This window comes from Rhizobium sp. 268 (assembly GCF_036571585.1).
GTDB classification, from domain to species: domain Bacteria; phylum Pseudomonadota; class Alphaproteobacteria; order Rhizobiales; family Rhizobiaceae; genus Rhizobium; species Rhizobium redzepovicii.
Genome location: NZ_JAPPSO010000012.1, coordinates 140,673 through 166,495, shown reverse-complemented (window position 1 = coordinate 166,495; position 25,823 = coordinate 140,673). Strand labels below are relative to the sequence as shown.

General features: G+C 63.2%; 23 protein-coding genes. 13 read left to right on the top strand and 10 right to left on the bottom strand.

Going from position 1 to position 25,823, the window contains the following annotated elements; all coding sequences use genetic code 11:
* Positions 1 to 21 precede the first annotated feature (21 nt).
* Entirely contained in the window at positions 22 to 1,230 is a 1,209-nt protein-coding gene (locus tag OS035_RS23605) for an acyl-CoA dehydrogenase family protein (protein ID WP_097627898.1), read from the bottom strand.
* 80 nt (positions 1,231 to 1,310) lie between these two features.
* Positions 1,311 to 2,357 (bottom strand): substrate-binding domain-containing protein, encoded by a 1,047-nt coding sequence (locus OS035_RS23600; RefSeq protein ID WP_097627897.1) that lies wholly within the window; start codon positions 2,355 to 2,357, stop codon positions 1,311 to 1,313.
* Between the two features lie 235 nt (positions 2,358 to 2,592).
* Here OS035_RS23600 and OS035_RS23595 point away from each other — a divergent pair, with 235 nt between their 5' ends.
* The 11 genes from OS035_RS23595 (at position 2,593) to OS035_RS23545 (ending at position 15,538) form a co-directional block, all read left to right on the top strand.
* A complete protein-coding gene (locus tag OS035_RS23595; protein WP_097627896.1) occupies positions 2,593 to 4,077 on the top strand; it encodes a sugar ABC transporter ATP-binding protein in 1,485 nt (494 codons plus the stop codon).
* Positions 4,074 to 5,135, top strand: a complete 1,062-nt coding sequence (locus OS035_RS23590; RefSeq protein WP_097627895.1) for an ABC transporter permease — start codon at positions 4,074 to 4,076, stop codon at positions 5,133 to 5,135. The genes OS035_RS23595 and OS035_RS23590 overlap by 4 nt, the downstream gene beginning before the upstream one ends.
* A 17-nt stretch (positions 5,136 to 5,152) precedes the next feature.
* Positions 5,153 to 6,550 carry an LLM class flavin-dependent oxidoreductase gene (locus OS035_RS23585; protein WP_097627894.1) on the top strand — a complete coding sequence of 466 codons (1,398 nt, stop codon included), beginning with the start codon at positions 5,153 to 5,155 and terminating at the stop codon, positions 6,548 to 6,550.
* Between the two features lie 122 nt (positions 6,551 to 6,672).
* Positions 6,673 to 8,283, top strand: coding sequence for an ABC transporter substrate-binding protein (locus tag OS035_RS23580; protein WP_331814113.1), 1,611 nt, complete (start codon positions 6,673 to 6,675; stop codon positions 8,281 to 8,283).
* A gap of 40 nt (positions 8,284 to 8,323) precedes the next feature.
* Positions 8,324 to 9,313, top strand: coding sequence for an ABC transporter permease (locus tag OS035_RS23575; protein WP_097627892.1), 990 nt, complete (start codon positions 8,324 to 8,326; stop codon positions 9,311 to 9,313).
* A complete protein-coding gene (locus tag OS035_RS23570) occupies positions 9,310 to 10,143 on the top strand; it encodes an ABC transporter permease (protein WP_097627891.1) in 834 nt (277 codons plus the stop codon). The genes OS035_RS23575 and OS035_RS23570 overlap by 4 nt, the downstream gene beginning before the upstream one ends.
* Positions 10,140 to 10,934, top strand: coding sequence for an ABC transporter ATP-binding protein (locus OS035_RS23565; RefSeq protein ID WP_183781260.1), 795 nt, complete (start codon positions 10,140 to 10,142; stop codon positions 10,932 to 10,934). Before OS035_RS23570 ends, OS035_RS23565 begins: the two co-directional genes overlap by 4 nt.
* Complete coding sequence (locus OS035_RS23560; protein ID WP_097627889.1) at positions 10,931 to 11,710, top strand: ABC transporter ATP-binding protein; 780 nt, start codon at positions 10,931 to 10,933, stop codon at positions 11,708 to 11,710. Before OS035_RS23565 ends, OS035_RS23560 begins: the two co-directional genes overlap by 4 nt.
* Positions 11,711 to 11,721: 11 nt before the next feature.
* Positions 11,722 to 12,816, top strand: a complete 1,095-nt coding sequence (locus OS035_RS23555) for an aminotransferase class V-fold PLP-dependent enzyme (RefSeq protein ID WP_097627888.1) — start codon at positions 11,722 to 11,724, stop codon at positions 12,814 to 12,816.
* Between the two features lie 71 nt (positions 12,817 to 12,887).
* Entirely contained in the window at positions 12,888 to 13,751 is an 864-nt protein-coding gene (locus OS035_RS23550) for a glycerophosphodiester phosphodiesterase (RefSeq protein ID WP_179867144.1), read from the top strand.
* A 128-nt stretch (positions 13,752 to 13,879) separates the two neighbouring features.
* Entirely contained in the window at positions 13,880 to 15,538 is a 1,659-nt protein-coding gene (locus tag OS035_RS23545; protein WP_097627964.1) for a tetratricopeptide repeat-containing diguanylate cyclase, read from the top strand.
* 74 nt (positions 15,539 to 15,612) lie between these two features.
* On the opposite strand, the gene OS035_RS23540 is transcribed toward OS035_RS23545, so the two are convergent.
* From OS035_RS23540 to OS035_RS23510, 7 genes are read right to left on the bottom strand one after another with little or no spacing between them, the layout of a single operon-like run.
* Positions 15,613 to 16,422, bottom strand: a complete 810-nt coding sequence (locus OS035_RS23540) for an inositol monophosphatase family protein (RefSeq protein ID WP_097627886.1) — start codon at positions 16,420 to 16,422, stop codon at positions 15,613 to 15,615.
* Positions 16,422 to 17,426 (bottom strand): LacI family DNA-binding transcriptional regulator, encoded by a 1,005-nt coding sequence (locus OS035_RS23535; protein ID WP_097627885.1) that lies wholly within the window; start codon positions 17,424 to 17,426, stop codon positions 16,422 to 16,424. The genes OS035_RS23540 and OS035_RS23535 overlap by 1 nt, the downstream gene beginning before the upstream one ends.
* Positions 17,410 to 18,189: a glycerophosphodiester phosphodiesterase gene (locus tag OS035_RS23530; protein ID WP_097627884.1), complete on the bottom strand. Its 780-nt coding sequence runs from the start codon at positions 18,187 to 18,189 to the stop codon at positions 17,410 to 17,412. Before OS035_RS23530 ends, OS035_RS23535 begins: the two co-directional genes overlap by 17 nt.
* The gene (locus OS035_RS23525; RefSeq protein ID WP_097627883.1) at positions 18,189 to 19,244 is read right to left on the bottom strand and encodes an ABC transporter ATP-binding protein; all 1,056 of its coding nucleotides are present in this window, start codon (positions 19,242 to 19,244) and stop codon (positions 18,189 to 18,191) included. Before OS035_RS23525 ends, OS035_RS23530 begins: the two co-directional genes overlap by 1 nt.
* Positions 19,244 to 20,086 (bottom strand): carbohydrate ABC transporter permease, encoded by an 843-nt coding sequence (locus OS035_RS23520; protein WP_003595691.1) that lies wholly within the window; start codon positions 20,084 to 20,086, stop codon positions 19,244 to 19,246. Before OS035_RS23520 ends, OS035_RS23525 begins: the two co-directional genes overlap by 1 nt.
* Positions 20,087 to 20,088: 2 nt before the next feature.
* Positions 20,089 to 21,390: a carbohydrate ABC transporter permease gene (locus OS035_RS23515; RefSeq protein WP_097627882.1), complete on the bottom strand. Its 1,302-nt coding sequence runs from the start codon at positions 21,388 to 21,390 to the stop codon at positions 20,089 to 20,091.
* Positions 21,391 to 21,449: 59 nt separating this feature from the next.
* Positions 21,450 to 22,796, bottom strand: a complete 1,347-nt coding sequence (locus OS035_RS23510) for an extracellular solute-binding protein (protein ID WP_097627881.1) — start codon at positions 22,794 to 22,796, stop codon at positions 21,450 to 21,452.
* Positions 22,797 to 23,140: 344 nt separating this feature from the next.
* Here OS035_RS23510 and OS035_RS23505 point away from each other — a divergent pair, with 344 nt between their 5' ends.
* Positions 23,141 to 23,599, top strand: a complete 459-nt coding sequence (locus tag OS035_RS23505; protein WP_054184262.1) for a YbaK/EbsC family protein — start codon at positions 23,141 to 23,143, stop codon at positions 23,597 to 23,599.
* Positions 23,600 to 23,682: 83 nt separating this feature from the next.
* Entirely contained in the window at positions 23,683 to 24,690 is a 1,008-nt protein-coding gene (locus OS035_RS23500) for a Tim44 domain-containing protein (RefSeq protein ID WP_097627880.1), read from the top strand.
* A 20-nt stretch (positions 24,691 to 24,710) separates the two neighbouring features.
* On the opposite strand, the gene OS035_RS23495 is transcribed toward OS035_RS23500, so the two are convergent.
* On the bottom strand, positions 24,711 to 25,742 hold the full coding sequence (locus tag OS035_RS23495) for a hydroxyacid dehydrogenase (RefSeq protein ID WP_097627879.1): 1,032 nt from the start codon (positions 25,740 to 25,742) through the stop codon (positions 24,711 to 24,713).
* Positions 25,743 to 25,823: the final 81 nt, after the last annotated feature.

The window sequence follows — 25,823 nt, the reverse complement described above, 5'->3', positions numbered from 1 at the left end:
TTTCGATGAAAGATGACCGCCTCAGCTATAGAGGCTGACCTCCGGTATCTTGTCGTTCAGCGCGAATTCACCGACTTCCTTCGCCTTGTAGAAGACGGGATCGTGCAGCGTATGGGTGCGGACATTGCGCCAGAACCGGTCGAAACGGTATTTGTCGGCCGTTGAGCGTGCGCCCGTCAGCTCGAAGACGCGCGAGGTGATGTCGAGCGAAACATGAGTGGCGTGGACTTTGGCGGCATAGGCTTCCGCCGCCGCTTCGCCACGCTCGCGCGCCGTCACATCGCGGCCGCGGGCAAGGCCCGCCTGCACGGCGGCTGCCGCACTGTCGGCAAGGGCCGCCGATGCCTTCAGCGCGGCGGTGAATTCGCCGACGCGTTCGAGGATATAAGGATCATCCGCCGCCCGCTCGACACCCGAGGTGATCCATGGCCGGGTCGTGTTGCGGACGTAATCGACGGCCGCCTGCAGCGCGCCCTCCGCGGTGCCGAGATAGAAATTGACGAAGACCAGTTGGATGAACGGCGTATTGAAGGTCGACAGCACCGGCGGCGCCACATCGGGTGCAGCCGGCGCGTCGACGAAATCCTCCTCGTAGACGGGAAAGTCGCGGAACTCGACGCTGCCGCTGTCCGACAGGCGCTGGCCAATATTGTCCCAGTCGTCGTTGGCGACGTAGCCTGGACGATTGGTCGGCACGGCGAAGCCGGCGATCTTGTCGTCGAGCGCCGCATTGGCATTGATGTAATCGGAAACCCGTGCCGCCGTGGAGAAGGACTTGCGCCCGTTCAGCACATAACCGTTGCCGCGCCTCGTCAGCACCAGCCCGGGATCGCGCGGGTTGACGGCGGCACCCCAATAAAGGTTCTTCGCTACCGTCTCGCTGCCCAGCGCATGGGCGCGTGCCGGATCGAGCGCCCAGTAGATATACTGGCTGTTGACATAGTGGTAGCCGAGCAACTGGCCGATCGAGCTTTCGCCGCGGGAGAGAATGCGCACCAGCTTCAGCCCGTCGACCCAATCAAGGCCGCCGCCGCCGATTTCGCGGGGGTGCAGCGCATTGAGCAGCCCGGCATTCTTCAATTTGACGATTTCGCCAAGCGGCGTGCGGCCTTCGCGGTCGAGGTCTGCGGCGCGCCGCGACAGGTCGGCAGAAATCTCCTCGGCACGGGCAAAGAGGTCTTCGCGCGTCGGGTTGCGGCTGGCCGCGAAGATGACATTGGATTGGCTCATGGGCGGAACTCCAATTCTCCAAAAAGATGATCCGGCGGAAGCCGCAGAGGCTTCCGCCGGAAGGATCGAAGTGCGTGGTCTCAGAACAGCTTGTCCGGGATCCAGCTGGCGGTCGCCGCATCGCTCGTGCTGAAGGCCGGGATCTTTTCGGCCAGTTCCTCGACCGTCTTGACGCCGGCTGCGCGCAGGCTTTCCTGCGTCAGAAGCGTCGGCTTCACGGTGATTTGGTGAGGAACCGTCTGCCCGGCGATTTCGAGGGCGGCGGCGCGAATGGAGACGGCGCCGACGACGGCAGGATTGGTCGCGACGGTCGCAACCCAAGGGCTGCCTTCCTCGGTGATTTCCTGGATATCGGCCGTCGAGACGTCGGCCGAATAGATCTTGAGCTTGTTTGCTATGCCGAGGTCGTTGGCGGCAAGCTTCACGCCGCGGGCGAATTCGTCATAGGGGGCAAAGACCACGGATATATCCGGATTGGCGGTGAGCGCGGCCTTCGCCTGGTCGGCGGTCGAGGTCGCGGTCGTGTCGCTGACATTGCCGAAGCGGGCCTTTTCGACCACGCCTGAATTGTCCGACTTGAACTTGTCCCAGACCTCGTTGCGGCGGTCGAGCGGCGCAAAGCCGGCGACATAGACATAACCGGCGTTGAAGCTGTTGCCGTTGTCCTTCACCACCTGCTCGAGTGCCAGCGAGGCAAGCTCGTGGTCGCTCTGCTCCACCTGCGGGATTTTGGGATTGTTGAGGTTGACGTCGAAGGCCACGACCTTGATGCCCTTGTCGAGCGCCTGCTGCACGACGTCGCCCAGCGATTCCGGCAGGCCGTGGTCGATGACGATGCCGGAGACGCCGAGATTGATCGCCTGGAGGATCTGTTCGCGCTGTTCTGCGGCATCCTGCCGTCCCGGGAAGATGCGCAGGTCGATATCCAGCGCCTTGGCCTGGGCTTCAGCGCCCGCCTGATAGGCCTGGAAGAAGTCGCCGGCCGAGATGTAGCTGATCAGCGCGACCTTGACGCCGCCCTTGTCGAAGGGGGCCGGGGCGCCGGACAGGCCGTCGGCCTTTGCGCCTTGAATGAAAATGAACGGAATGACGGCGGCAGACAGTGCGAGCCGTGCGAGGGATTTCATCGTCGCGTTCCTTCTAGCAAATCGGAGGCGTCGTCTGACAGGTCTGGAAGCCCTCGCGACGTGTTGAATTATTAGATATAATCTCTATGTATTTAGTAGAGTAAATGATCCGATTTTACCGGCTGCGGGAGATTCTTTGTTCCCCGAGCGCCGCTCGCCGGGGAAAGCCGTGCCTGGAGTTCGACCGCCCGGACGGGGCACACTCCGGCTTCGAATGCAGTCCCGGACACTATCGATGCCGCTTCTTCACATTGAAAATATCACCCGCAGTTTCGGGTCGACGCGGGCGCTTGCCGGTGCCGATCTTTCGATAGAGCGCGGTGAGATCGTGGCGCTGATGGGTGCAAACGGTGCGGGCAAATCGACGCTGGTCAAGATTCTTTCCGGCGTGCTTCCGGCCGATAGCGGCGCGATCAATCTGGATGGTCGTCCGTTTGCGCCGCGCAGTCCGGCCGAAGCGGCAAAGGCCGGCGTCGTCACCGTGCATCAGTCGACGGATCTCGTCGGTGCCGCCGGCCTGACGGTTGCCGATGCCCTGCTGCTCAACCGGTTCGCCGATCGCAGCACGCCCTTCTTCGTCTCGCGTGTCGGCATCCGCCGTGCCGCGCAGTCCATGCTCGATGCCGCCGGCTTCAGTCTGCCGCTGGACCGTGATTTCGGTGAACTCACCAGCGCCGATCGGCAGCTGGTGGCGATCGCCCGGGCGCTTGCCAACCACGCCGATCTTCTCATTCTCGACGAGCCGACGGCATGCCTTTCCGGAGAGGAAAGCCGGCGCCTCTTCGATATTCTGCTTAGGCTTCGCAAGCGCGGACTGGCGATCCTTTATATCTCGCATCGTACCGCCGATCTCGAAGCCATCGCCGACCGCGCGCTCGTCATGCGCGGCGGCCGCGTCGTCGGCACTTTCTCGCGGCCGATGGATTTTTCGAGCGCCATCGAGACGATGATCGGCCGCAGACTGGAGGCGGCTCGGCCGGATGCGCGGCCTGCGACCGGTCCGGCGATTTTCGAGATGCGCGATATTAGACTGCTCTCTGGGGCCACCTCCTTCAATCTGTCATTACATGAGGGTGAGGTGGTGGCGGTGACCGGTGTGCTCGGCGCCGGCAAGAGCCGGCTGCTCCAGGCGATCTTCGGCGTGACGGCGCTTGCCGGCGGCACAATGTTCCTCGATGGCCGGCCGTACCGGCCGAAAGGCCCGGTTGATGCAATCGCGGCGGGTGTCGCCATGGCCGCCGAAGACCGTCATCGCTCCTCGCTGATGCCGCCGGCATGGCCGGGCCATTCGCTGTCGGCGACGATCAGCCTGCCGCACCTTGGCAAATGGTATCCGAGCGGCTTCCTTGTCGGCGGCCGTGAACGACGCGAGGCCGAACAGGCAATCGCGCGTCTCGGCATCAAGGCCGCGGGTCCGCTCGCCTCGGTCTGGTCGCTGTCCGGTGGCAACCAGCAGAAGGCGGTGATCGCTCGCTGGGAGGCCGAACCGAGCCGGCTTCTGTTGCTCGACGAACCCTTCCAGGGCGTCGATGTCGGTGCCCGTCACGACATCATCCGGGCAATCCGGGCCCGCACCGACCGGGCGACGCTGATTGCGACCTCCGACCCGGAGGAGGCCTATGAGGTGGCCGACCGCTTCCTCGTCATCGACCGCCACGTGTTGAGGCCCGCGGCAGACGGGGCCGCTCTTGCCTCTGCCATCCAGGGAATATCCGCATGACGACGATCGACGACGACACACTTCCACAGGCAAGCGTCCGGCCGAAGGCATCGCCGCAAGCCGATAACGGCCGTCTCGCCGCCCTCGGGGCGTTCCTGCGGGCGGGCGCGGTGTTCATCCTGCTGGCACTGCTCGTCGTCGGTTTCACCTTCGCCCAGCCCGCTTTCATCAATATCGCCAATCTGATGAGCATCCTACAGGCGGTTTCCGTCGTCGCCATTCTCGGCGCCGGCGTCACGGTCACGCTGGCCGTCGGCGGTTTCGACCTGTCGATCGGCGCGGTCGCCGCATCCAGCGTGATGGCGGCCAGCTATGCGATGATCGTCTGGGGCCTTGATGCCTATGCGACGGTGCCGCTGGTGCTCGCCTTTGGCGCTCTGGTCGGTCTCGTCAACGCCTTCCTCATCGTCCGCCTGAAGGTGCCGGATCTCTTGGCGACGCTGGCGATGATGTTTCTGCTTTCCGGCCTGCAGTTGATCCCGACCGCCGGCCGGTCGATTTCGGCCGGCCTCACTCTACCCGACGGGTCGAAGGCGACCGGCGCCTACGATCCGGCCTTCCTGCTGATCGGCCGCTACAGCATCCTCGGCACCCTGCCCGTTTCCGTGGTGCTGATGGCGGTGGTCGCCATCGCACTCTTCATCCTCACCGAACGCACCCGCATCGGTCGGCTGTTGTTTGCGACCGGCGGCAACGAGGTCGCGACCCGGCTTGCCGGCGCTTCGACGGTGCGGCTGAAGACGCTCGCCTATGTCCTATCGGGCACGCTGGCATCGCTCGGCGGCATCGTGATCGCCGCCCGCGTCGGGCGCGGCGACATTTCCTCCGGCGGTTCGCTGCTGATGGATTCTGTTGCTGCCGCGTTGATCGGTTTCGCGGTCTTCAATCTCAGGCGTCCCAACGTGCTCGGCACCATTGCCGGCGCCGTCTTCGTCGGCGTCCTGCTGAACGGCCTCACCATGCTGAACGCTCCCTACTACACCCAGGATTTCGTCAAGGGCGCCGTGCTCGTCGGCGCACTCGCCCTCACCTATGGCCTCGGCCGCAGCAATCCCTAATTCCAAGGAAGAAAGACATGACCCGCGAAATCAGGCTGAACGCCTTCGATATGAATTGCGTCGGACACCAGTCGCCGGGGCTCTGGCGCCATCCGCGTGACAAGTCCTGGACCTACAAGGATCTCGACTATTGGGTGCATCTGGCAAAGACGCTGGAGCGCGGCAAGTTCGATGGACTGTTTATCGCCGACGTGCTCGGCGTCTACGATGTGCTGAACGGCAATGTCGACGCCGCACTTCGCCATTCGGCGCAGGTGCCGGTCAATGATCCGCTGCAGCTGATCCCCACCATGGCCTACGAGACCGAGCACCTCGGCTTCGGCCTGACGGCGTCGCTCTCCTTCGAGTACCCCTACACCTTCGCCCGCCGCATATCGACGCTCGACCATCTAACGAAAGGGCGTGTCGGCTGGAATATCGTCACCTCCTACCTCAACAGCGGGGCGCTCAATATCGGCCAGCCGGCGCAGACGAAGCATGATGACCGCTACGATCTTGCCGAGGAATATCTCGAGGTCTGCTACAAGCTCTGGGAGGGAAGCTGGGAGGACGGCGCCGTCGTCCGCGACCGGGAAAGCGGTATCTTCACCCATCCTGACAAGGTCCACCCGATCCGCCATTCCGGCAAGCATTTCAACGTGCCCGGCATTCACTTGAGCGAACCCTCGCCGCAGCGTACGCCAGTGCTCTACCAGGCCGGCGCCTCCAGCCGCGGCAAGGATTTCGCCGGCGCCCATGCCGAGTGCATCTTCGTCGCATCCCCGTCGAAGCCTGTGCTGAAGCGTTACGTCGCCAATGTCCGCGAGGCGGCCGAACGCGTCGGCCGCAACCCGCGCGAAATCCTTGCCTTCAACCTGCAGACCGTCATCCTCGGCGAAACGGATGCGGAGGCACAGCGGAAGTTTAATGAATACCGCAAATACGCCTCCTTCGAGGGTGCGCTGACGCTGATCTCCGGCTGGACCGGCATCGATTTCGGCCAGTTCGGGCCGGACGAGGTGCTGCGGCACCGCCATACCAATGCGGTGCAATCGGCCGTCGAAACCTTCACCACCATCGATCCCACCAAGGAATGGACGGTGCGCGAAATGGCCGACTGGGTCGGCATCGGCGGTTTCGGCCCGGTTTTCGTCGGCTCGCCGCAGACGGTCGCCGATCTGATGCAGGAATGGATCGAAGACACCGATGTCGACGGCTTCAATCTTGCCTATGCTGTGACGCCCGAAAGTTTCGAGGACGCGGTCGATCTGCTGGTACCGGAACTGCAAAAGCGCGGTGTCTACAAGACCGAATACGCCAAAGGAACGCTGCGCGAAAAGCTCGGGGGAGCAGGGCCGCGGCTCGTCGCGCCACATCCCGGCGCCGCATATCGCAATCTCTTCGACGCGCCCGCACGTGTCGCCGCCAACGGCTGAGCGAATAATGGCTGGGTGACAAAAAATATCTCGCCCAGTCCGACTATTCGAATCTAACCTCTATGACAATTTGCATTTCGCCCTGAATATGGGCACTCGAATTTCACCGATCAGGAGAGGTCATGACCGTACCATCTATCTCGCGGCGCACGCTGATGAAGGGCACCGCCCTGCTCCTTGCCTCGACGGCGCTCGCCCGGCAGGCGCTCGCGCAGACCGCGCCCGCCGGCGGCCGGCTGATCGTTGCAGCCGATTCCGAGCCGAAGAACCTCAATCCCGCCATCGTCGCCTCGAACGGCGTCTTCTTCGTCGCCAGCAAAGTGATCGAGCCGCTCGCCGAAGCGTCGTTCGACGGCAAGGATGGGCTTTCGCCGCGTCTCGCCACCTCCTGGGAAGGCTCGGCCGATGGCCTCTCCGTCACCTTCAAGCTCCGCGACGGCGTCACCTGGCATGATGGCAAGCCGTTTACCTCGGTCGATGTCGCCTTCTCGGCGCTCAACGTCTGGAAGCCGCTGCAGAATCTCGGCCGCCTGGTCTTCGCCAATCTTCAAGCCGTCGATACACCTGACGATTACACCGCCATCTTCCGCTTCTCCAAGCCGACGCCGTTCCAGCTGATCCGTAACGCGCTGCCTGTTGTCACCAGCGTCGTCGCCAAGCACATTTTCGACGGCACCGACATCGCGACCAACCCTGCCAATAACACGCTGATCGGCACCGGGCCGTTCAAGTTCGCCGAACACAAGCCCGGCGAATATTACCGGCTGACGCGCAACGAGAATTACTGGGACAAGGAGCAGCCGAAACTCGACGAGATCATCTTCCGCGTGCTGCCCGATCGCGAAGCGGCGGGTGCAGCGCTCGAAGCAGACGAAATCCAGCTTGCCGCCTTCTCGGCGGTGCCGCTCGCCGATCTCGACCGCATCTCGAAGGTCGCCGGGATCAAGGTGGTTTCGAAGGGCTACGAGGCATTGACCTACCAGCTCGTCGTCGAGATCAATCACCGCCGCAAGGAGCTCTCCGACCTCAGGGTCCGTCAGGCAATCGCCCAGGCGATCGACAAGAAATTCGTGGTCGACACGATCTTCCTCGGTTACGCCGCAGCCTCGACCGGCCCGGTGCCGAAGAATGCGCCGGAGTTCTATACACCCGATGTCGCGACCTATGCGTTCGACCCTGCTGCCGCCAACGAAATCCTCGACAAGGCGGGTTACAGCCAAGGGCCTGACGGCAACCGCTTTTCGCTGAAGCTTCGCCCCGCGCCCTATTTCAACGAGACCCGGCAGTTCGGCGATTACCTTCGCCAGGCGCTCGCCGTGATCGGCATCAATGCGGAGATCGTCAATGCCGATGCGGCCGCGCACCAGAAGGCTGTTTATACCGACCACGACTTCGACCTTGCCGTCGGTCCGCCGGTCTTCCGCGGTGATCCGGCGATCTCCACCACCATTCTCGTCCAGTCCGGGACGCCAGCCGGCGTGCCCTTCTCCAATCAGGGCGGCTACGTCAATCCGGAGCTCGACAAGATCATCAAGCAGGCCTCGGAGACTGTCGACACGGCGGCGCGCACCGATCTGTACCGCAAGTTCCAGCAGCTCGTCGTCGCCGATCTGCCGCTGATCAACGTCGCGGAATGGGGTTTCATCACCGTCGCACGCGACAGCGTGCTCAACGTCGCGGATAACCCGCGTTGGGCTGTCTCGAACTGGGGCGATACGGCGCTGCAATTGTGATAGGATCGGCGGCAATTCTCTTCCAGAGGCCCTGTCCGGCGTGAGACGTGCAATCATCCTCCTGAGGCGCAGGGCGATCAGCAGCATTCCTGTGCTGCTGATCGTGGTGATCTTCACCTTTTTCCTGCTTGAATCCGCCTCGGGCGATGCCGTCGACGCCTATCTTGGCTCGATCGGCGGCGGCGATGCCGCACTTAGGCAGTCGCTGCGCGAGAGCTACGGCCTCGACCAATCGATGTTCGCGCGCCTCTGGCTCTATCTTTCCTCGCTCGCACGCTTCGATCTCGGCTGGTCGGTCGCCTTCGGCCGGCCGGTCGGTGCGCTCATTGCCGAACGCCTGCCCAATACGCTGCTGCTGATGGGCAGCGCGACGGCGCTATCCTTCGGCCTCGGCTCAGCGCTCGGCATCCTTGCCGGAGCGCGGCCGGGCGGTCTGCGTGAGCGGCTGCTGTCGATCGGCTCATTGATCGTCTATGCCATTCCGAGCTTCTGGCTCGGCCTGGTGCTGAGCATCGCCTTTTCGGTGAAGCTGCGCTGGTTTCCGATCGCCGGCGTCGAGACGATCGCTTCCGGCAAGACGGGTTTTTCGCGCGCGCTCGATATCGCCGATCATCTGGTTCTGCCGGTCGGCGCGCTCGCCCTGATCTATCTCGCCTTGTTCCTGCGGGTGATGCGCAGCGGCATGGCCGAGGCCTGGAAGCTTGAATTCGTGCTCTTCGCCCGGGCCAAGGGTCTGTCGCGCAGCCGGATCGTGCTGCGCCATGTCGCGCGCAACGCGCTGCTGCCGCTCGTCACCATGCTCGGGCTGCAATCGGCGGCCATGCTCGGCGGCAGCGTGGTGATCGAGAGCATCTTTGCGATCCCGGGATTCGGGCGGCTGGCGCAGGAGGCGGTCAACGGCCGCGACGCGCCGTTGTTGATGGGCATCATCGTCACCAGCGCCGTCTTGGTCATCTCGGTCAATTTCCTCGTCGATCTCGTCTATGCCGCACTCGACCCGCGCATCGGCGCATCGGAGGGCGGCGCATGAGCTGGCTGCGGCGACTGCTGCGCACGCCGGAAGGTGCTGCAGGATTTGTGATCCTTCTCGTCCTGCTTTCGGCCGGGCTGCTCGCTCCGGTTATTTCGCCGGGCGATCCGCTGAAAATTGCCGGCCGCGCCCTGCTGGCGCCGTTCACCGATCCCGCCTTTCCGCTCGGCACCGACCGTCTCGGCCGCGACTTGCTGGCGGGCCTGCTTTATGGCGCGCGAACCTCGCTGGCCGTCGGCATGGCGGCGGCGTTTGCGGCCATGGTGCTGGGGCTTTGCGTCGGCCTGGCTGCCGGTTTTGCCGGCGGGCTCATCGATGAGGCGCTGATGCGAGTGGTCGACGCCTTCCAGATCGTGCCGGCCTTCCTGCTCGCCTTAGCTTTCGTCAGCACCATCGGCGTGTCGACGCCGGTTGTCGTCCTTGCCATCGCACTCGGCACCTGGGCCGATCCGGCGCGGCTGACGAGGGCGCAGGTGCTGGCGATCCGCGAGCAGGATTACGTCGCCTCGGCAAGGGTAATCGGCATGCATCCGGCCGAGATCGCCTTCCGGGAAATCCTACCCAACGCGCTGCCGCCAGTGCTGGCGCTTTCGGCCACCATCGTCGCCGGTGCGATCCTCACCGAGGCTGCGCTGTCCTTCCTCGGCCTCGGCAATCCCAATATCGCCACCTGGGGTTCGATGATCGCCGAGGGCCGCAGCGTGCTGCGTTCGGCATCCTATCTCTCGGTCATACCGGGTGCGGCACTCGCCGTCACCGTGCTCGGCGTCCATCTCTTCAGCGAGGGTCTCGGCAAGGCGCTTGGCGATGACGGCGTGAGGGCGGCATGAGCGGGATTTTTTTGAGCCTGCGACAGCTTTCGGTCACCTATGGGCGCGGCAGCAGCGGTGCGGCCGCGCTCGACGATATCGACCTTGATATCGTCGCCGGCGAAAGGCTGGCGATCATCGGCGAAAGCGGTTCCGGCAAGAGCACGCTTGCCCGCGCGATTGCCGGTCTGCTGCCGGAGGGAGCGACAGTCCGCGGCGAGATACTTTGGCCCGGCCTTGGCCATCCGACCCGCGCAGGCCGCGATTTCGGCTTCGTCTTCCAGGATCCGGGCTCCAGCCTCAATCCCGTTTTGACGATCGGCGAGCAGATCGCCGAGGGCGCCAGGCGCCATCTCGGCCTCAGCTGGAAACAGGCCTATGTCAGGGCCGAAGAATTGCTTGAGCGGATACGGATACCGCAGCCCGACAAGGCGATGCGGGCCTTTCCGCATCAGCTCTCCGGCGGCCAGCGCCAGCGCGTGGCGATCGCCGCAGCCATTGCCGCTAGACCTGCGCTGCTGATCGCCGACGAGGCGACCAGCGCGCTCGATGTTGTCGTCCAGGCCGAGATCGTCCGCCTGCTCGACGGGCTGGTGCGCGAGGACGGCATGACGCTGCTCTTCATCACCCACGACATCGCGCTGGCCTCCGGCTTCGTCGACCGCATCGCCGTCTTCCGCAATGCGAGGCTGGTCGAGGCAGGCCCCGTCCGTTCGGTGCTTTCGGCGCCCAAGAGCGACTATACCGCCGCCCTGATCGCCAGCCATCGAGACCTCGCGACGCCGCCGCTGATCGTGGAGGTGCCGTCATGAACGACAGGCTGCTTTCCATCGAAAACCTGTCGAAAGGTTTTTGGTCTGCGGGACGCCGGATTGCCGCTCTCGATAATGTGTCGCTCACCATCGCGGCCGGGGAAACGCTCGGCCTCGTCGGCGCTTCCGGCAGCGGAAAATCGACATTGTCGCGCATCCTGCTGCGGCTCCTCTCGGCCGATGCCGGTTCGATCCGCTTCGAGGGAGAGGATTGGCTCGCGCTGAATGGCGCGCCGTTGCGCCGCCGGCGGGCGCGTATGCAGATGGTGTTTCAGGATTCGCTCGCCGCCTTCAATCCGTTGGCGAGCGTTGGTGCGGTGCTCGACGATCCGCTTCGCATCCACGGCGTCGCACAAAACCGGCGCTCGGGCGAGATCGTCGAGCTGCTGGAGCGCGTCGGCCTTACCGCAGATCATGCCGCCCGGCCGGTGCGGGTACTCTCCGGCGGCCAGCGGCAGCGTGTGGCGATTGCGCGTGCGATTGCGACACGGCCCTCGTTGCTGGTGCTCGACGAGGCAGTCTCGGCGCTCGATGTGACCGTGCGTGGCAGGATCCTCGAGATCCTGGTCGATCTGCAGAAAGAACAGGGCATTGCCTGTCTGTTCATTTCGCACGATCTTGCCGTGGTCCGGGCCGTCTCCCACCGTATCGCCGTCATGGATGGCGGGCGGATCGTCGAGACCGGTCCGGCCGCGGCGGTCGTCGCAGCGCCGCAATCCGAGGCTGCCCGTGCGCTCGTTGCCGCCGTCCCCCGTCTCGTGACCGATCCCTGCTGAAGGAAGTATCCATGTCCGATCTTGGTTGGAATCCCCTGCATGGCGTGCCCTCCTATCCCGCGGAGCGCTACGCCGTCCTTGCCGACAGGATCGGCGGCATCTTGCGCAGCCGCAACGATATATTGCTGGTGCAGGCCGAGGCGGTGGTGGCGCTGGAGGCGGCGGCGGTCAGCCTTGCGCGCCCGGGCCTCACAGCACTGAACATCATCACCAGCTCCTATGGCGGCTGGTTCGGGCAATGGCTGCGACGGGGTGGCGCGGCGGTCGCCGATATCGTCGCCGAACCGGGCCTGCCGATCGAGATCGAAGCAGTCGCCAAGGCGCTCCAGACGGGTCCGAAGTTCGATATGCTCGCTCTTGTGCACGCGGAATCCGCGAGCGGCATTCTCAATCCGCTGCCCGAGATACTGGCGCTTGCCCGGGCTCGTGGCATCGTCACCGTCGTCGACGCCGTCGCCTCGGTCGGTGGCCACGGGCTCGATGTCGGCGACCTCGGCATCGACATCGCCGTGATCGGTCCGCAGAAGGCGCTCGGCGGGCCGGCCGGCGTCTCCGCGCTCTCGGTCAGCCGTAGCGCCTGGGATCTGATTCTCAGAGATGGTGCACCGCGCGATTCGATCTTGTCGTTGGCCGATCTGAAGACCTGGGTCGACAGCGGGCGACGCGGCCTGCCGGGAACGCCGGCGCCGCTGGAATTCTTCGCACTGGAAACGGCGCTCGACCGCGTCGAGGCTGAGGGCATGGGGAATATCGTCGCCCGTCATGTGCTTGCGGCAGCGGCGACACGGGCGGGACTTGCCGCACTCGGAGCCCCGGCCTGGGTGCCGGCAGCAAGGGCGTCGAACCTGGTGACGGCGGTACCGGTGCCGGAGGCACTGGCGCCTGCCGCGCTGATCGCAGCCGCCGGGCAGTTGGGAGTCGAGCTGACCGAAGGCGTCGGAACTGGGCCGGCCCGTCTCTTGCGGCTGAACCACACTGGTCCGCGCGCCGCATTCCAGACGGTGCTCTCGAACGTCGTGGCGTATGGCGCGGCCCTCAGGCAGACCGGCCATCCCTCGGATATATCAGCCGCTGCGGAGGCAATATCCGCAGCCTACAGCCGATGAAAGCGGTATTCGGCCCTTGATAATCATGGCTCATCAAGGCAGGAGAGTGGTATCGCGGAGACTTGGTGCAAATGACGAAATTGCTGGATGCGCAGGGCCTGGAGATTTCACATGAGGGGCATCGCACCCGCCTGAAATGGCACCGATTGCGCAAGCGGTTTTCCGACCCGCTGTTTTCCGCCGAAGTAATGGCGGAGGGCTTTGCGGCGGGCGCCTCGATGGAGCTCGATCTGCGCGTCCGCGCCGACGGTGGGTTCGTCGTGCTGCACGACAGGGAACTCGAAGGCGAGACGACAGGACATGGACCGGTCGCCGAAAAGAGCGTCAGTGACCTCAGCGATATCAAGATGCAAGAGGGCGACCGGCCGCTGATCCTCAGCGAGGATCTGGCTGCCATGATGCAATCGACGCATCCAGCCGCATTGCTGCAATTCGACATGAAGGACGACTACGAAGCGATCGGCGCCAGGGGCGTCGCGCATCTGGCCACGCATTTCCGCGATATCGCCGCCTCGGTGATCGTCAGTGGCGACAGTCTCGACCTCATCGTCGCGGTCAAGGAGAAGCTTCCCCATCTCCTGCGCGGCATCGATCCGACCAACAAACTCTACGATATCAGGATGGCCGACGGCTGGAAGGCGGTCGAGACGGAACTGCGCGCTGACCTGCGCGGCCCGTCCGAACCGGACACGATCTATTTGCACTGGCCGCTGATCCTTGATGCCGCCAATGCGGGGCTGGATATGATCGCGCTTTGCCAGGACGAAGGCAAACGTGTCGATGCCTGGACTTTCACCCTGAAGGATCGGGAGGCCGGCTTCAGCGAAGAGGAATGGCAAAGCTTTTCGGCGCTGACGGCCCTGAAGCCGGATCAGATCACCACCGACGAGGCGCCGGCGACCGAACGCGCCTGGCGCCGCCGCATGGCGGTTTAACCGGCGAGCGTTGGAGCATGATGTCGTCCAAAAACTGATCACACTTTTCAGCATCATGCACTTAGTCGCATGTTTTGCGTAATTTGCATCATTTTAAACTTCTGATGCTATCCATAACCAGCAGACAACTGTTGGTGCCCGATATGCAAGTTGTTGATACTAAAGCAATTGCGCAACAAGCAAATTCCAGCTTGCAGGAAGCGTGGCATTTTGGGTGTACGGGCCGATCGGTTGAGGCACTCACACTGGCCGGCGAAATTCTTGCGGATGCCAAAGCGCGGGGCGACGATCGGCTCGCCGCGCAATGCGACACCGACATTGCTTGGTATTGTTTTCAGATCGGCAAGGCCGAACTTGGACTGACGCATGTCCGCCGGGCGGTAGACTTCTGGAAATCGACCGGGGAGCGCAAACAGGAATCCTGTGCCCGCGCTTATTTCGGATGGCTGCTCTTGGAACTGGGCTTGCCGGAGGAAGCAATCGAAGAAGCGACCCGCGCCTTGGATCTGGCCGACAAAGCCGCGGACCCGCAAGCACAAAGCCTGGCCACTAACGTCATCGGAATTATCTTCTGGTGCAACAAACAGCCCGATCGGGCCATCTTAATGAGCGAGAGGTCCGTCGAGCTCGCCAGATCGATCGGAAATAAGAACTATGAATGCTGGTGGCTCATCAATCTCGGCGGCGCTCATTCGGAAGGCGGGTATATCGCGCGGGCGCTCGGCCAGCCGGAGGAAGAACACCAGATGCTGGTCAGAGCGCTGGAACTGACCGAACAAGCGCTCGACATCGCAATCGAGATCGGCGACAGCTGGGCCGCTCGCCTCTGTCTCGGCAACCAAGCCGAGTTCTACAGCCACCTGGGCGAGCATGACAAGGCGCTCCGATGCATGGGCCGCTATAGGCTGTTTCAAGAGAACAGCTATGTCAGGGACAGGCAGCAATATCTCTACACTTTGGGCCAGATCTACAACAATTCCGGAAAATTCACCGAAGCCCTGTCGCCGCTTCTCGAGGCGGTGGAGCTGATCGACGCCGGCGGCAGTTTCGATTCCTATGTGCAGATCTATCTTTATCTGTCGCAGGCCTATGAGGGGCTGGGGCAGTTCGATCAGGCGCTGGAGGCCCATAAGAAATACCACCAGGCCTATTTGCGCAATAGCGCCGAGAGTACCCAGCGGCGCGCACGTCTCGCCGAAATCTACTATGAAACCAAACGGTTCAAGGAAGTTGCCGAAACGGAGTCGAAGCGCGCAGAAACGCTGGAGGCCTCCTATCAGAAATTGCAGGAGCAAACCGATATCCTTGCCAATGCCGTCTATCTGGACGCACTGACCGGGCTCTATAATCGCAAATATCTCGACAGCCGCTTTAAAGCGCTGACATCTGAGAAACGTCCATATTCGATCGCGATGCTGGATGTCGATCACTTCAAGTCGATCAACGATAACTTCTCTCACATGATCGGCGACCGGGTCCTGAGTGCCATTGGAACTATACTGCGCGGCCAGCTGCGCATTACCGATCAGGCAATTCGCTTTGGCGGCGAGGAATTCGTCGTCTTGCTCGCCGGCACTCCCCGAGGCGCTACCGATATCTGCGAGAAGTTGCGTTCGACCATTGAGCGGTGGGACTGGTCCGAGGTCTGCAACGGGCTGCATGTGACGATCAGCATCGGTGTCGCCGGTAGTACTCTATCCACCAATTCTCCGAACGAGATTTTGGCGATCGCAGATCAGAATCTTTATGCGGCGAAAAAGAGCGGCCGCAATCGCGTTGTTGCGTAACGGGCGTTCCGTAACTTTCGGGCGAAGTTTGCAGTCTCACAAATCGGGCGGATCGCGTCTGGGGAGAGGTGTATCTATAGCCCCTCGATGTCGAGAATGAACGCGAATTCGCCGGCAAGCCCCGGCGAGTAGGCGATGACGGGTCCGCCCTGCGCAAGCAGCCTATCGACCGGCGGCATCGCCACCACAGCGCCGGCCTCTTCGGCGATCAGCGCGCCGGCGAGCATGTCCCAGGCATTGAGGTGGCGTTCGTAATAGAGATCGGCAGCACCCTCGGCGACACGAACGAGGTCGATCGCGGCCGCGCCCATGCGGCGATAATCCATGCCGCGTTCGTGGAGCCGCCGCGAGAGCGCGAGATGGTCGTCGAAGCTCGTCTTCCGGGAATGGCCGAGAATGACAAGCGCATTGGCTGGATCGGCGGTCGCCGCCGCATGGACCGGAACCCCGTCCTTGAAGGCGCCGCCGCCGCGGACGGCGTGAAAGACCTTGTCCTCGGTGGCGTCGTAGACGACGCCGATCTCGACCTTGCCGGCGGCGACGAAGGCGATCGAGACGGCCCAATGCCGGAAGCCCCTGATATAGTTGGTCGTGCCGTCGATCGGATCGACGACCCATGTGCCGCCCTCGCCCGATCGCCCGCCGCTTTCCTCGCCCATGAACATATCGCCCGGAAAGCGTGAAAGCAGCCCGTCACGGAGCGCCTGTTCGGCGTTCCTGTCGGCGATGGTGACGAAATCCTGCAATCCCTTGTTCTCGACGGTCAGCGTGCCGGGATTGGAGTCGCGCCGAAACCGGGCCGCTTCCCGTCCGGCCTCGAGGGCGGCTGTGACGGCGACCTCCGCCCGTTCACGGATGGCGGCGGCATCGAATGCGGGATTCATCAGGCAGTCCTTCTTCTTATCAGCGTTATCGGCGTGAATTCGACGCGCGCCGTCAGGTCCGGTTCAGCCATCCGGCTCATCAGCAGATCGACCGTTTGTTCGGCCTGGAGATCGCAGGGTTGGCGGATGGTCGTGAGGTCGTAGGCGGTCCAGCTCGCCTGGGGGATGTCGTCATGGCCGATGATGGCGAGCGGCGGCGCATCGTCGCGGCTGCGGCCCTGCATGACCCGGTCGACAACGCCGCAGGCCATGTAGTCGTTGGCACAGAACAAGCCGTCGATGCCGGATGCGGCAAGCTCGCCGGCCGCATCATAGCCGCTCTTGTAGTCGTTGATCCTGACCTGCAGCAGCTGCGCATCGACGCCAAGCTGCTTGCACCGCGCGATGAAGGCTTCGCTCCGCCGCCGCGCCGTATAGGATATTGCGGGTGCGGCCATGACGGCGAGCTTTCGCGCGCCGCTGTCGATCAGATGGGCGGCGGCGAGATAGCCGGCCATGCGATCGTCGGAGATGATGCGGTCGACGAAGGGGATATCGTTGCCTTTGTTGATCAGCACGATCGGCACGCCTTCGGCAGCACATTGTTCGCAGATTTCGGTCGGCGGTGCGTCGGAGGTGACGATGACGCCGGAGACGGCGTAATGCAGCAGCTGGCCGATGACTGTCGAGGTATCCGCCTCCTGAGAGGTCGGCAGCAGGATGGGGCGGAAATTGCGGGCGATCAGCACTCTCGCCAGGTTCTCGATCTGCAGCGTCCGGAACGGGTTGTCGAGGCCGGCGGCAACGACGCCGACGAGATCGGAACGTTTGTTGGTGAGGCTTCTGGCAAGATAGTTTACCCGATAGCCGAGATCCTTGGCGGCTTGGAAGACCTTCTCACGCGTTTTCGGCGAGACGCTGGCATCCGGCGTGAAGGCGCGCGACACGGCGGCGCGCGAAACACCGGCCACACGCGCCACGTCGAAGGAGGTTACCTTGCGCGGTCCCTTATCCCTGTCTGCCAACTGCTTTTTCCCTCTCTGCCGACGGCCGCATCAGATCGGGCAAATCCGTGCAGATGCCGAGAACCGGAAGCTTCATGATGTCGTCGAGAATACTCCGCCGTTCCTCGTGCCAGAGCACGATCTCGCGGCCGGCCTCGAAGGCGCGGTGCATCAGTGCCTCGGTCACCAGATCCTGCGGCCGCTCGCCTGCCCTTTCCCAGCAGAGATGGAGGATATCGGCGCCGGCCTCGTCACCTAGTGCATGCGGATCATGGCCGACGCGGATCAGCACCGAAAGCGGGAAGTCGCAGCCGGCGTTGCGGAGTTCCCGCACCTGCGCCGTGTCGAAGGAGCCGAGGCAGGCAAATCGCTGGTTCATCTCGGCAAGATGGCGCCAGCAGAGCAGGCCGGTTCCGGGCGCCTTGAGCTCGACATAGAGACCGGTGCCGGTCTCGCGGCCGAGGGCGGCGACCTCCGAAAAACTCGGGACATCGACGCCGTCGAGGGCGGCGAGCTCGGCGGCCGTCATTTCCGAAATGCGGCGGTCGATGCCGAAGACGCGCTCGAGATAGTCGTCATGCGAGACGACGACCACGCCGTCGCGGGTCAGCTGCGTATCGAGTTCCCACATCTCGGCGCCGAGTTCGGCAGCGCGGCGGAAAGCGGCGATCGTGTTCTCGCGCTCATGGCCGCTTGCGCCGCGATGGCCAATGCAGAAGGGCAGCCGGCCCTTGGCCGACGGCCAGCCGTTACGCTCGAAAAATGCCTGGAAATCGCGCCTCATCAGAGCCTCCTGCCATTTTCGTCGAAGACGAAGACGCCACGGCTGTCGATCGCCCAACGGACATCGTCGCCGACGTGAATATCGTTGCGCACCGGCTGGATCGAGCGCAGCAGCGGACCGCCGGCAAGACGTACATCGTAAAGGTTTTCGCGCCCTTGCGTTTCGGCGAAGGTGACCTTGCCGCACACCGGTGTATCGCCTGAAGGCGTGAAATGCTCCGGCCGGACGCCAAGCATCAGCTTGGTGCCCTCGGCGGCGCCGATGGATCCCGGCAGCGGCACGCGGATTTCGCTTTCCGGGATGACGAAGACGCCTTTGTCGACGATGCCGCGCAGGAAGGTGATGGGAGGGTTGCCGAGGAAGCCGGCGACGAAGGCGGTCTTCGGATCATTGTACATTTCGGCCGGCGTGGCGATCTGGACGATCTCGCCTTCCTTCATGATGGCGATGCGGTCGCACATGCTCATCGCTTCCACCTGGTCATGGGTGACGAGGATGGCGGTGATTCCGGTCTCACGCTGCAGCCGGCGGATTTCCGAGCGCATTTCGAGGCGCAGCTTGGCGTCGAGATTGGCGAGCGGTTCGTCGAGCAGCAGCACGTCGGGCTTGCGGATCAGCGCGCGCGCCAGTGCCACGCGCTGCTGCTGGCCGCCAGAAAGCTGCGCCGGACGGCGCTCCATGAGGTTGCTGATATGAACAAGCTCGGAAATGCGCTCGACCTCCTTGCGGATGTCGGCGGCAGGCACGCCCTTCACCTTCAGGGGAAAACCGATGTTTTCGGCAACCGTCATGTGCGGGTAGAGCGCATAGGACTGGAAGACGACGCCGACATTGCGGGCCTGGCTCGGCAGGTCGGTGACGTCGCGGTCGCCGAAGAGGATGCGCCCGCTGGTCGGCCGGTGAATGCCGCAGACCGCAAAAAGCGTCGTCGATTTGCCGCAGCCGGAAGGGCCGAGCAGCGCCAGCATCTCGCCGTCGCCGACTTCGAGCTGCATGTTTTCGATGACCTTGGTGGAGCCGAAGCTCTTCGAGAAATTGTCGAGGAGGATGCGCATCAGCCTTTGCTCCCGCCGCCGTAGATGTTCATGAGATATTTGTTGAAGAGTGCGTAAGCAATCAGCACCGGGATGAGGTAGAAGAGGCCGACCGCCTTGAACATATTGAAATCGTAATTGTTGTCGTCGGCGAGGAAGCCCGCGAGATAGACCGACAGCACCTGCACCTGATTGCCCGGCGCCAGCACCTGCGGCAGGATGAACTCGCCCCAGCCGGCGAGGAAAGAGAACAGGCCGAGCGCCATGATGCCGGGCTTGACCTGCGGCAGCACGAGGCTGCGCCAGACGCGGAAACGCGAGGCGCCGTCGACGACGCCGGCCATTTCGATTTCCCAGGGCACCGTGTCGTAAAAACCCTTCATCAGCCAGATGCCGAGCGGCAGGTCGATCGCCGCCTTCACCAGAATGACGCCGATCAGCGAATTATAGAGGCCGATCATCTGCAGGACGATGAAGATGGCGATGATCAGCGTCACCGACGGGAAGGCGTGCAGCACCATGACGCCGGCGAGGAAGAAGCCGCGCGCCGGCACGTTCAGCCGCGACAGCACGTAACCGGCCATCGACGAGACGATGAGCACCAGGCTGGTGGTGCAGGCCGAAAACAGCAGCGTATTCAGCGTCACGTGCCAGATATTTGCCTTGCCTGCCGTCGTCTGCCACAGGAAGCGCCAGTGATTGATCGTCAAACCGGAGGGCAGCAACGCATCCGGTTGTTTCACCGTCACGGTGTCGAGGAAGAGATAAACATACATCAGGAGCAGCGGCAGGCTGACGATCGTCAGCGCCGTGATGACGGGCCAGCTGCGATAATTTGCCGAGGGCTGCGAGCGTTCGGCCATGGTCAGTCCTCGATCAGGGGCTTGGCGACGAGCGTGCCGTAGTTGAAGACGCGCAGATAAAGGAGCGACAGCATCACGCCGATGACGACGAGCACCAGCGCCATGGCCGCGCCCAACCCGTATTCGAGGTTGCCGGCATAATTCCTGAGCGCGGTGTGATAGGCGGAGAGCGCCCAGACCTCGGTGGCGTTGCCCGGGCCGCCATTGGTGGCGAGCAGGATTTCATTGAAGGAGGCGAGCAGCGACAGCGTCTGGTAGCAGGTGACGAAGAGGATCGGCCAGCGCATTTGCGGCAGGATGATATAGCGGATCTGCTGCCAGCGCGAAGCGCCGTCCACCTCGCTTGCGTAGAACTGGCTCTTCGGAATGGCCTTCATCGCCGAGGAGAACACCAGCATGCCCATCGAAGCGCCGATGAAGCCGTTGATCAGCACGACGAAGAACCAGGCATTATAGGCGGTATCGAGCAGGTAGTTCTTCGGGGGGTAGCCGAACTTGCCCATCAGGACAGAGATGAAGCCGCTGTCCCAGGCAAGCCACTTCCACAGCAGTACGTAGATGACCACGGGCGTGATGCGCGGCAGGAGCCAGATGCCGCGAAAGATCGAGGCGGGCGTCGGCGGCATGTAATGCGTCCAGATCGCGAGCAGCAGGGCATAACCGACGTTGAAGAGCGTCAGCACCAGCGCGACATAGAGCACGGTGTTGAAAAGCACACGCGCCATATCGGGCGACCTGGCCATGCGTGCGAAATTGTCTGTCGTCCAGGTCCAGCCGGTATAGGTGGTCTTGGCGACGGTTTCCTTCTGTTCCGGCGTCAGCCTGAACCCCAGACTGTCCAGCGCCGAAAACAGCTGCTCCTTGCTGTCGAAGCGGGTGTTGAGGACGGAGCGGTTGAACTGTTCGGAGATCTGCTTGACCTCACGTGTCGAAGGCCGCTCGGCAAGATCCTTGATCATCCGCTCGACATCGCGGCGTGCCGGGAAGACCTCGCCTGCATGTTTGGCGCGCAATTCCGCGGCAATCCCCGGCGCAAGCCCGAGACCCTCGACGGCCGTGAGGCCCGCCTCGTCGATGGTGTAGCGCGGTTCGGCCATCTCGGTGGCGATCTCGGGCATCGCCGATTTCAGCGCGATCAGGGAGTTCGGCGCGATCTGGTAGACGCCGCCGGAAATGCCGGTCGCCGTCGTCATGTTGGTCATCGAAAAGACCGCCGTCAGAACCACCGGCATCAGGAAGAACAGCACGATCATGATCGCCGCAGGGGTGATCATGATCAGTCCGAGCGTTCTGGACGATTTCATGGGAGGCCTCCTCGCGGAACCGACCGGGCGGCGGGTTTGCCGCCACCCGGAGGCGTGTTTCAGCGAATGACGATCTTGTCGCCGAGCGTGCTCTTCAGCTCGCTCTCTGCGTCACCGACCGCAGCGTCTACGGTCTTGGCGCCGGTCCACGATGCTTCGAGGTTCTTCCACATGATGTTCCAATATTTGCCGAAATCGGAGTTGTTCGGCATCGCATTGGCATGCGGCAGCAGGCGCTCGGTGGCTTCGCGGGTCCAGCGGTCGGCCGAGTAGAATTCGACGGTGGATTCCGATTTGGAGATGCCGAGATGGGCTGATTTGACCGCATGCAGCGCATTGGTGCGCGGCTCGGAGGCGATCTTGACCAGTTGGGCGGCGATCTCGGTGTCTTCCTGGTCGTGACCTGCGGTCAAGAGGTAGACAAGCGGATGGGTCAGCGTGTTGGCCTTGCCGCCTTCGCCGGCGGGGATCAGCGTGAAGATCACGTTGCCGAAGAAGTCCTTCAGGCCTTCCTGGTTGACAAGACGGGCATAGTGCCAGGTGCCGCCGTCCCAGATGCCGGCCTTGCCGGTGGCGACTTCCTTCCACCACTGGTCGCCTGGCATACCGATATGGTTCTTCTTGGTGACACCTGATTTAACGGCGTCTGCGAAGAACTGATAGGTGCGGGTCATCGCCGCCTTGTCGAAAACGAGCTTGCCGTCTTCTTCCATCGTGCCGCCGAACGAGGTGTAGAACTGCCAGTAGTCGGGGCCGTTGCTGGTGCGCGGATAGAAACCGTATCCGGGCTGGACGAGGCCCTTGTCCTGCATCTTCTTGGCGTCTTCGAGCAGGTTCTTCATGGTGTACTTGCCGTCCTGGACGCTCTGCGGCAGCGCGTCCAGATCGGCATCGCTGTAACCGATCGCCTTCATGTAAGGCTTCCAGAAGAACATCGGGCGGGATTCGGCATCCTGCGGAATGCCGTAGACGGTGCCGTTGTAGGATGCGATCTTCAACAGGTTTTCATAGATGTCGCTGAGCGGCCATGAGTCGAGATCGACGTAATCCTCGATCGGGACGATCAGTCCGGCCTGCGACCAGGGTGCGATGTCTTCATGGCCGCTGACGACGATATTCGGGGCGGTCTTGGCTTCGGCGGCAAGGGTCAGCGCCTGCTTGAAGTCTTCCCAGGCGGAATAGGGCTTCTTCTCGACGGTAATTTTCAGGTCTTCGCCCTTGAGGGCGGCTTCGCGCTGCAGCTGCTGGGCTGCGATTTCGATGGCGTCGAGACGATAGACGTCGTTCGGGCCGGTGCCGCCGGCCCAGACGCTGATGTGAACGTCCTTGGCAAGCGCAATTGCAGAGCTCGAGGCCAGGATGGTGGCAGCAATGGTGAGGGATTTCAGTGTCGGCAAAATGGTCATCTTCTTCGTCTCCCTAGAAGAGCAGTGTGAAGCCTCTTGGCGGGTCAGCACTGCTGATGATGGCCGCTCCGAAACCCCACGAAAACGTGACGATGTCCGCTCTAGGGGTTTGTTGTAACGGCCGAATGACAAAATTGAGCACGTGTGCAAAATTATTATGACGATGTCTTTAAGACTTGCAAGCGGCGGTTTTCGGGAGTGCATTTTACGCTTCAAATCGTGCTTGCCCTCCTGCGGACCTGCATGTCTTTCGAGACGCGCAAAGCAGGCTTCCACGCTTTCGATCCTCGCGTCCCTTCCGAAAAGCGGTTCCGATTTTTGGGCCGATGCGCTAGCATGTCGCCATGAGCCTTGAATCTGTCCGCGCTTTCCTGCGTGCGCACGCACCCGATATCGACATCATCGAAACCGCCGAGAGCTCCTCGACGGTGGCGCTTGCTGCCGAGGCCCATGGCGTCGAGCCGGCCCAGATCGCCAAGACGATCTGTCTGCGTGTCGGCGAGCAGATGATGCTGGTCGTTGCCGGCGGCACGGCAAGGCTTGACAATCGCAAGTTCAAGGACACGTTCGGCGCCAAGGGGCGCATGCTCGACGCCGAGGAGGTCGTGGCGGTCACCAGCCATCCGGTCGGCGGCGTCTGCCCGTTCGGCCTGCCCTCGCCGCTACCCATCTATTGCGATATCTCGCTGAAACGCTTCGATGAAGTCGTGCCGGCGGCCGGCTCGACGAATTCGGCCGTGCGCATCGAAACCGGACGGCTGGCCGAGCTGACCGGCGCCAGTTGGGTCGATGTCTGCCAGTAAGCGGCAAAAGAACTTCAAACGGCGGAAAGAGTACCTATATTCTTTCCCGACATGCCGTGACTGCGCATGACAGGAGATCAGGAATGCCGAGTGCCATTTCGCGTTTTGCCAAGTTCGCGGCAATTGCCGCTCTGACGGGCGCTACCGTTTTTGCTTCCCTTGACGATGCAGAAGCGCGCCGGGCCGGCAGCAGCGGTTTCGGAAGCCGCGGTACCCGCACCTTCCAGGCTCCGCCTGTCACCAGCACGGCGCCCGGCCCCGCCGCGCCGATCGAACGGTCGATGACGCCGCGCCCGCAGACCACGGCACCAGCGACCGCGCAGCAGTCCTTCGGCGCCCAGCGCCCCGGTCTCTTCGGCGGCTTCGGCCGTTCGATGATCGGCGGCCTGATTGCCGGCGGCCTCCTCGGCATGCTGCTCGGTCACGGTTTCGGCGGCGGCTTCGGCTTTCTCGGCATGCTGCTGCAGATCGCGCTGATCGGCGGCGCCGTCATGCTCGCCATGCGTTATTTCGCCAATCGCCGCCAGCCCTCCTACGGCGCCGGCGGCCAGAGCGGCTCCTTCAGCCGGTCCTACAACATGTCGCCCGCCAACAATTCGTCCTTCCATATCCCGGCGATCGGTTCGGGTGCCGGTTCAGGGGCGTCCTCACGCGGCCACCGGCCGAGCGACGAGATTGGGCTGGCGCAGGCCGATCTCGATCAGTTCGAGGAATTGCTGACCAGCATTCAGACCGCTTACGGTGCCGAAGATTACGCCGCGTTGCGCCGGCTGACGACGCCTGAGGCGATGTCTTATCTTGCCGAGGAACTCGGCGAAAACGCCACCAACGGCGTGCGCAACCGAGTCTCCGACGTCAAGCTGCTGCAGGGCGACATTGCCGAGGCCTGGCGCGAAGACGGCCAGGAGTATGCGACGCTTGCCATGCGCTACTCCTCGATCGATGCCATGGTCGAACGCGACAGCGGTCGCGTCGTTTCCGGCGACGATCGCCGCCCGAGCGAAAGCATCGAGGTCTGGACCTTCGTGCGCAAGCCCGGCGCCGACTGGAAGCTCGCCGCGATCCAGGGAAGCGAGCAGCGCGCCGCCTGAGGCGGCGCGCGTCTGCCGGCTTAATTCACTGCGACAGGCTTGGAACGCATGCGCGAAACCGTTTCGCGTTCCGCCCGCTTGCAGCGCATCGGCGGCAGGCCGCGATCCATCAGGTCCATGTCCTCGAGCACCATGTCGCCCATCTTCTTGAAGGCGCTGTCGAGCGCGCCGGCCCGATGCGCCGAGCGGATGAAGCCTTTCAGGCTCCGCACCGGGTGGTCGGGCGGCAGCGGCTCTTCCGGGTAGACGTCGCTTGCCGCGACAATATGACCGGACGAGACGGCTGCCATCAGCGCTTCGAAATCGACGACGTCGGCGCGGCTGAGCAGGATGAAGGCGGCGCCCCTGCGCATGCCGGCGAAGGCATCGGCGCCGAGGAATCCCTTGTTTTCACTGGTGACGGCCGCGACGACGAAGACAAAATCGCTCTTCGTCAGCACCTCCTCCAGGCTTGCGGGTTCGACGCCGTTTTCCTCGAGGATCGAGCGGGGCAGCCAGGGATCGAACACCCTAATGCGGGCCCTGAAGCCGGAGAGCAGCCGGCGCAGCGCCTTGCCGAGATCGCCGAAGCCGACAATGCCGATCTCGGAGCCGGCGATCAGCCGCGCATCCGCATTGCCCTCCCCGCCCCAGAGTTCGTCTCCCTGGCAGAACGCGACATCCGCATCGACGATGCCGCGCGCCAAGGCCAGTGCGAAGCCGAGACCGATTTCGGCGACCGGCTCGGCAAAGACCTGGCCTGTCGTCACGACATGAATGCCGCGCTCAAAAAGCACCTCATAAGGCATATTATTGAGAAGATTGCTCTCGACGTTAAGGATCGAGCGCAGGGCCGGCATTCTCGCGAGCGTTTCCCTCGAAAGCGGTGGCTGGCCGATAATGTAACGGGTCTTGCCGAGGATTTGGTCGCCGAGGCCGGCGATATTGTCGGGGTCGGCCTCGACGATATCGTATTTCGCATGCAGCTCGGCGCGCGCCTGATCGCTGAAGATCAGATCGAGCGTGCGCGGTTCGGGCGCGCTGATCGCCAGCGGCCGCTCGTTGTTCGTCATGGGCGTCTCCTCCATTGCGGGCGATTTGCGCTGGCTCCGCCGGATGATTGATAGCCCCTGTGCCGGGAGGTTTCCAGGCGG